The 5621-nt window shown below is 65.2% G+C and carries 6 protein-coding genes; 3 read left to right on the forward strand and 3 right to left on the reverse strand.

All coding sequences use genetic code 11. From position 1 onward, the window contains the following. Positions 1-153: 153 nt before the first annotated feature. Entirely contained in the window at positions 154-2157 is a 2004-nt protein-coding gene (locus QMX78_RS19760) for a bifunctional DedA family/phosphatase PAP2 family protein (protein WP_282272828.1), read from the reverse strand. Positions 2158-2283: 126 nt separating this feature from the next. Between QMX78_RS19760 and QMX78_RS19765 the strand changes: the two genes are divergently transcribed. Both QMX78_RS19765 and QMX78_RS19770 read left to right on the forward strand, forming a co-directional pair. After that, positions 2284-2946, forward strand: coding sequence for a serine/threonine protein kinase (locus QMX78_RS19765; protein ID WP_282272830.1), 663 nt, complete (start codon positions 2284-2286; stop codon positions 2944-2946). Further along, complete coding sequence (locus tag QMX78_RS19770) at positions 2943-3494, forward strand: DUF2867 domain-containing protein (RefSeq protein ID WP_282272832.1); 552 nt, start codon at positions 2943-2945, stop codon at positions 3492-3494. Before QMX78_RS19765 ends, QMX78_RS19770 begins: the two co-directional genes overlap by 4 nt. A 161-nt stretch (positions 3495-3655) precedes the next feature. Here the strand turns inward: QMX78_RS19770 and QMX78_RS19775 are convergent, their stop codons facing one another. Beyond that, the gene (locus tag QMX78_RS19775) at positions 3656-3835 is read right to left on the reverse strand and encodes a hypothetical protein (RefSeq protein ID WP_282272834.1); all 180 of its coding nucleotides are present in this window, start codon (positions 3833-3835) and stop codon (positions 3656-3658) included. Positions 3836-3879: 44 nt separating this feature from the next. After that, positions 3880-4554 carry a hypothetical protein gene (locus tag QMX78_RS19780; RefSeq protein ID WP_282272836.1) on the reverse strand — a complete coding sequence of 225 codons (675 nt, stop codon included), beginning with the start codon at positions 4552-4554 and terminating at the stop codon, positions 3880-3882. Positions 4555-4696: 142 nt separating this feature from the next. Here QMX78_RS19780 and QMX78_RS19785 point away from each other — a divergent pair, with 142 nt between their 5' ends. Further along, on the forward strand, positions 4697-5512 hold the full coding sequence (locus tag QMX78_RS19785) for an NAD(P)-dependent oxidoreductase (protein WP_282272838.1): 816 nt from the start codon (positions 4697-4699) through the stop codon (positions 5510-5512). Positions 5513-5621: the final 109 nt, after the last annotated feature.

Here is a 5621-nt window from a genome sequence, read left to right on the forward strand (position 1 = left end):
GCCATGCTCGGCAGAGGCCTTCCCTGTAATGCCCTTGCCGAGCATGGCTCGGCACTACGCGGCCAATGCCTTTGCCGAGCATGGCTCGGCACTACGCTCCCTCCCTTTGGCGTAGCCAAGGGGAGGGCCGGGGAGGGGTAATCTCTTACGCTCTCAACGCTGCGGCTCAGCGCGGATCATCAACAGCGGCAAGCCCGTCTCCGGCTGCACCTGCTGCTGTGTCTCAACCCCCTCAAGCGATTGCTTGAGTGCGTCCAGCGCAGGATCGACGCCACGCAATGGCCGCCACATGCCAAACAGCTTCATGTGGCGCTGGTAGCGCAGCGTCTGTGCGCTGCCCAGCCATACCGGCGCCTGCCCGGGTTGCAGGCGTGCAGAGGATGGCCACAAACGCAGTGCATAGACCTCATCCGGGCGTTCGCCGGGGCGCAGCATCAGTAGTGCCTCGACATTGGTGTCCAGCGTGGCAGGCAGCACCGGTACCTGCTGTGGCGTGGCTTTCATGTCCAGCATCATCAGTGCTTGTTGCCAGCCGGCCTGCGGCTGCAGGGTCCAGCCGTTGCGTTCCAACTGCTGCTGCAGGGCCGGCAAGGGACCGGCAACCTGCACATCCAACGGCCAGCGCTGGTCGTCATCGAAATCATTGCGACGTGCTGGAAGCTCGCGCCAGCCCTGTTGCCACCAACGCGACGCGTCCATCAGTGTGGTCGCGGCGGCCGCCGGTTCGAACTTGGTCAGCTTGGCCGGCACGTTGCGTGGCGCATACCAGAGCCCGGCCACCAGGAACGCGCCATAGAACAGCCATGTCACTGGCTTGACCCAGAACGAGCGGTTGAAGCGGCGGCGATAGGCCACGCCCAGCACCAGCAGCCAGAACACGCCGAACAACATGCCGCCGATCACGTCGCTGAGCCAATGCGCGCCCAGGTAGATGCGGGCAAAGCCAATCACCGTGACCACCGCGCCGGACAGCAGGTACGGCCAGACGCGGGTACGCCCCGGCAGCTCGCGGCCGATCAGCACGGCAAAGAAGCCGAAGGTGATGGTGGCCATGGTCACCGCCACCGACGGGAAGCCGAAGCCGCTGCTGGCGGCTGGTGGTCGCACCACGTCGACGGTGGCACCCAGCAGCTTGGTCAGCGCCAGGCCGAAGGCCAATGCTGCCAGCCAGTGGAGGACCGCCATCCAGCGCCGCCGCCAGGCCAGGTAGCCCATGCCTGCGGCGATGGCGGGCAGCAGCACCTGCCAGTCGCCCAGCGAGGCCAGTGCGGCCATCGGGTAGTCGGCCAGTGGGTTGCGCAGGGCCAGCATCAAGCGGTGCACGGCCAGATCCAACGCCAGTGGTTCGCCGTGGCCGACCACCACCATCAGCAGTGCAAACCAGCCCCAGCCCAGCACCAGCAGCATCAGTGCCAGCATCGCCAGCGGCACCGACTCGCGGCGCTTTGGGTTGAACAGGTCACTCAAGGAGTGGCCGATGAAGCGCGGGTGGCGGTGCGACCAGGCCAGCAGGCGGGCCAGCCAACCGTCCATGCGTGTCGCCGACCAGCGGTAGCCGTACAGCACGATGGCCCAGACCAGGCCCAGCAGGGCGCCCAATAGGGCGACCACCAGGAACAGCCGTCCGGCCACCGCCGCGACGGCGTCATAGGCCTGTCCAAGCGCCCAGCCGGGCAGCAGGAACAGGATGGCCCAGGACAGGCAGGCCAGGCCGCTGGCCTTGAGATAGCTGACGAACCGCATGTTGGCCATGCCGGCGATGGCCGGAACAAATGGCCGGATCGCACCGACATAGCGGGCGATCAGGATGCTCTTGAACGCATTGCGGCGGAACATGACTTCGCCACGGTCCAGCAGCTGTGGATAACGGCTGAACGGCCATACGCCGCGCAGGCGGTCACCCCAACGGCGCCCCACCCAATAGCTCAAGCCGTCGCCGGCAAAGGCGCCCAAGGTGGCGCATATCACCGCATAGGGGCCGGACAACTCGCCCATGCCGATCAATACACCTACCGCGATCATCAGCGGCAAAGCCGGCACGATGGCGCCGAGGATGATCACGGCATCGCAGAAGGCGATGGCGAAGATCGCCAGGCCAGCAAGGACGGGGTTGGCGGCGATCCACGCAAGCGTGGCGTCGATCCAGGAAGAATTCATCAGCGGATTATAAAGGGAAGCCCGAGTCAGACCGATGGCAGCGACAGAGGTTCAGTGGATCGCAGGTGTGGTCGTTCACCTGCGATGTCGCTCAGTGAAAGGCGCGCGGGCGGCTAGAATGTTGCAATGACTGACTCTGCGCCCACACCCGTCACCGCGCTGAAGGCTGACAGCTTCGGACAAATCCTGTTGATGGAAAGCCCGCAAGGGCGCTTCGTGCGCCGCGACCTGGGGGCGACGCCCTTGTGGTTGCGCCTGCCGGCCTGGTGGTTGGCGCGGCGCGAGGCGCGTGCGCTGGCCAAGCTCGACGGCATGGAGGCGACACCGAAGTTGCTTGCTTGGGACGGACATTGGCTGGACCGCAGCTACATGGAAGGCGCGGCCATGTACCAGCGCCCGCCACATGGCGATCTGGCGTATTTCCGTGCCGCGCGGCGCCTGCTGCAACGCGTGCACCGGCACGGCATCGCCCATAACGACCTGGCCAAGGAAGCAAACTGGCTGGTGCGCGAGGACGGTTCCCCGGCGCTGATCGATTTCCAGCTGGCGGTGTGCGGCAACCCGCGTTCGCGCTGGATGCGACTGTTGGCCCGCGAAGACCTGCGCCACCTGCTCAAGCACAAACGCATGTACTGCCGGCAGGCGCTGACCCCGGTGGAGCTGCGCCTGCTCAAACGGCATTCGTGGATCCGTGAGCTATGGTTTGCCACCGGCAAGCCGGTCTACCGCTTCGTCACCCGCCGCATCCTGCATTGGGAAGACAACGAAGGTCAGGGGCCCAAACCTTGAGCGTCGCCGTGCGGGCGCGCGAGGTGGACATAGCTGTGGACGCCTTGCTGCACCCACAACTGCCGGGAAGTCATTTTGCGCATGCCGCAAGGATAGCCCTGGCACGGCGGCCGGAAAGCGCCGTACAGGCCTATCTGGATATCGCCCGGCAGGTGCCTGCCTGGTTTGATGGCCTGATGCGACTGCGTAATGCCGGCATGCGGCTGCTGGGAATGAAGCATCTGGGCGCGATCCGCAGCGTGCCGGTGCATGCACCGGAAGGGTTGGCGGTTGGCGACAGGCTCGGGATATTCACTGTGCGGGCGCTGACGGCCGATGGCGTGGTACTGGGCGACAGCGACCGTCATCTGCGCGTCGAACTGTCAGTAGAGCTTGGCCCCGGCGATGACAGCTGCCAGCTGCAGGTGAGCACCGTGGTTCACCTGCACCGGCCGTTTGGGCGTCTGTACATGTTGCCGGTAGCGCCGTTGCACCGGGTCATCGTGCCGCGTTTGCTGGAGCGCTATGCGCGGCGCAGGGTAGCGCCCGGACATGATCTGACTGGGTAGTTGGCTGGGCAAACGCGGCTGATGTGATCCGGCAGGTACCCCGATGCGATCCGAAAATGTCCGATTGCAGGTCGCGTCCTGAGTGGAATGCAGTTGGGAAGCATCACCAGTGCATTGCGCAAATGCCGCAGTTTGATGGACGCTTTGCTGGAATGAGCGATTCAGTGCGTAGGGTTGTTAGCGATAGGGTTGGACACAACAAGCAGCAAGGTGGCCAGCGGGCCGAGCAGCAGTGAAATCAGAAACCAGTTCATCCCGCCGCGTCCTTTGGATTGCGCCAGGCCGGCATTGATCAGCGCCAGTGTGCCCCAGCCAACCACGTACTCTTTGCTTTCCTGCATTGGCTACGTCCACGTGGCCTTGTTGGCCATTTGATTGGGGGCGCTCAGCGTAACTCCAGCGGCTGCTTGCCGACAAAGCGTCGTTGCGCATCGAAGTCGTACCCAAGCAAAACATGGCCATCATCGGCGCAGGCATGGCAGCTTCGCAGTGGCGTGGAGTAGCGCAGGCGCACGCCGCCATCGGGCAAAGCCTGGGTGCCGGCGGACACGGCAGGTGCGAACGGGCCGGAGTCGGGATGCTTGCTGGAGAAGGCTTTGTAGGCATCCGAGCCGCGTGCTGCATCATCGAGCACGTCCTCATCCACGTCGATGGCCTGACCATTCGCGTCCACCAGCCAGGTGCCCTGATTGGTATTCGCGCGGAACGGGAACTCCAGCGTGGCAACACCAATGCCTTCGACGTTCTGCCATGCGGTGACATAGCCGGGCTTGCCCTGTGCAGACAAGGTGCTGGCTGCCGCCAGTGCAGCCGGTGAAGCACCGGCGGTGCGCATTACTTGCAGCAGGCAGTTGTCGGCGGCGGTTTCGGTGCGGCAGGAATCGATCGACCCCGTCCATGCGGCATTGGGACCAATGCGGGCAGCCTGCTCGCCCAGACCGGTGGTCTGGGCGGTGACATCCTTGGCCGCCGCCGGTACTTCGGCAGGGAGGGGCGGCTTCTGGCAGGCACCAAGGCCAAGTGCGAGCAACAGCGGAGCAGTCAGGTGGAGTGTCTTCATCGGGAATCCTTGCGCGATATCGCACCAGTATCGGCAAGTCATATGAACCCTGAGTGTCGAAGTCCGGGCAAACCGCGGGACTATGCGTGGGTACCGGTATCGGCATAATGCGGATTGCTTTCTTACCGGTCCCGGAGTGCGCATGAGCAGCTTGCAAGGCAAGACCCTTTTCATCACCGGCGCCTCGCGCGGCATCGGTCTGGCCATCGCCCTGCGCGCCGCGCGCGATGGTGCCAACGTCGCCATCGCCGCCAAGTCGGCGGTCGCCAATCCCAAGCTGCCGGGGACCATCCACACCGCTGCCGAGGCCGTCAGGGCAGCAGGTGGCCAGGGTCTGGCGCTGAAGTGCGATATCCGCGAAGAAGACCAGGTCAATGCGGCGGTGGCTGCAACCGTGGACACCTTTGGTGGCATCGATATCCTGGTCAACAACGCCTCGGCGATCTGGTTGCGCGGCACCCTGGATACGCCTATGAAGCGCTTCGACCTGATGCAGGAGGTCAATTCGCGCGGCAGCTTCCTGTGCGCGCAGGCTTGCCTGCCGCACCTGCTGCAGGCGCCGAACCCGCACATCCTGACCCTGGCACCGCCGCCCAGCCTCGACCAGAAGTGGTGGGGCCCGCATACCGGCTACACCCTGGCCAAGATGGGCATGAGTTTCGTCACCCTGGGCCTGGCCGCTGAGTTCGGTCCTCAGGGTGTTGCAGTCAATGCCTTGTGGCCGCGTACGGTGATCGCCACCGATGCGATCAACATGATTCCCGGTGTGGATGTGGCGGGCTGTCGCAAACCCGAGATCATGGCCGATGCCGCCCATGCGGTGCTGACCCGAACCGCGGCTGGTTTCAGTGGGCAGTTCCTGTTGGACGACGAGGTGCTGGCGGAGGCGGGCATCACCGATCTGTCGGGTTATGCGATGGACCCGACGCGCCCGTTGATGCCGGATCTGTTTCTCTGATCGCGTTCCCCTTGCGCCGAAGGCGCAAGGGGAACGGTAGTGGGGGGGGGGGGGGGGGGGGGGGGGGCGCCGGGGGACGCCCCCCCCCCCCCCCCGCGCCCCGCCCCCC

The sequence above is a fragment of the Stenotrophomonas sp. PS02298 genome, assembly GCF_029959445.1.
GTDB lineage: Bacteria > Pseudomonadota > Gammaproteobacteria > Xanthomonadales > Xanthomonadaceae > Stenotrophomonas.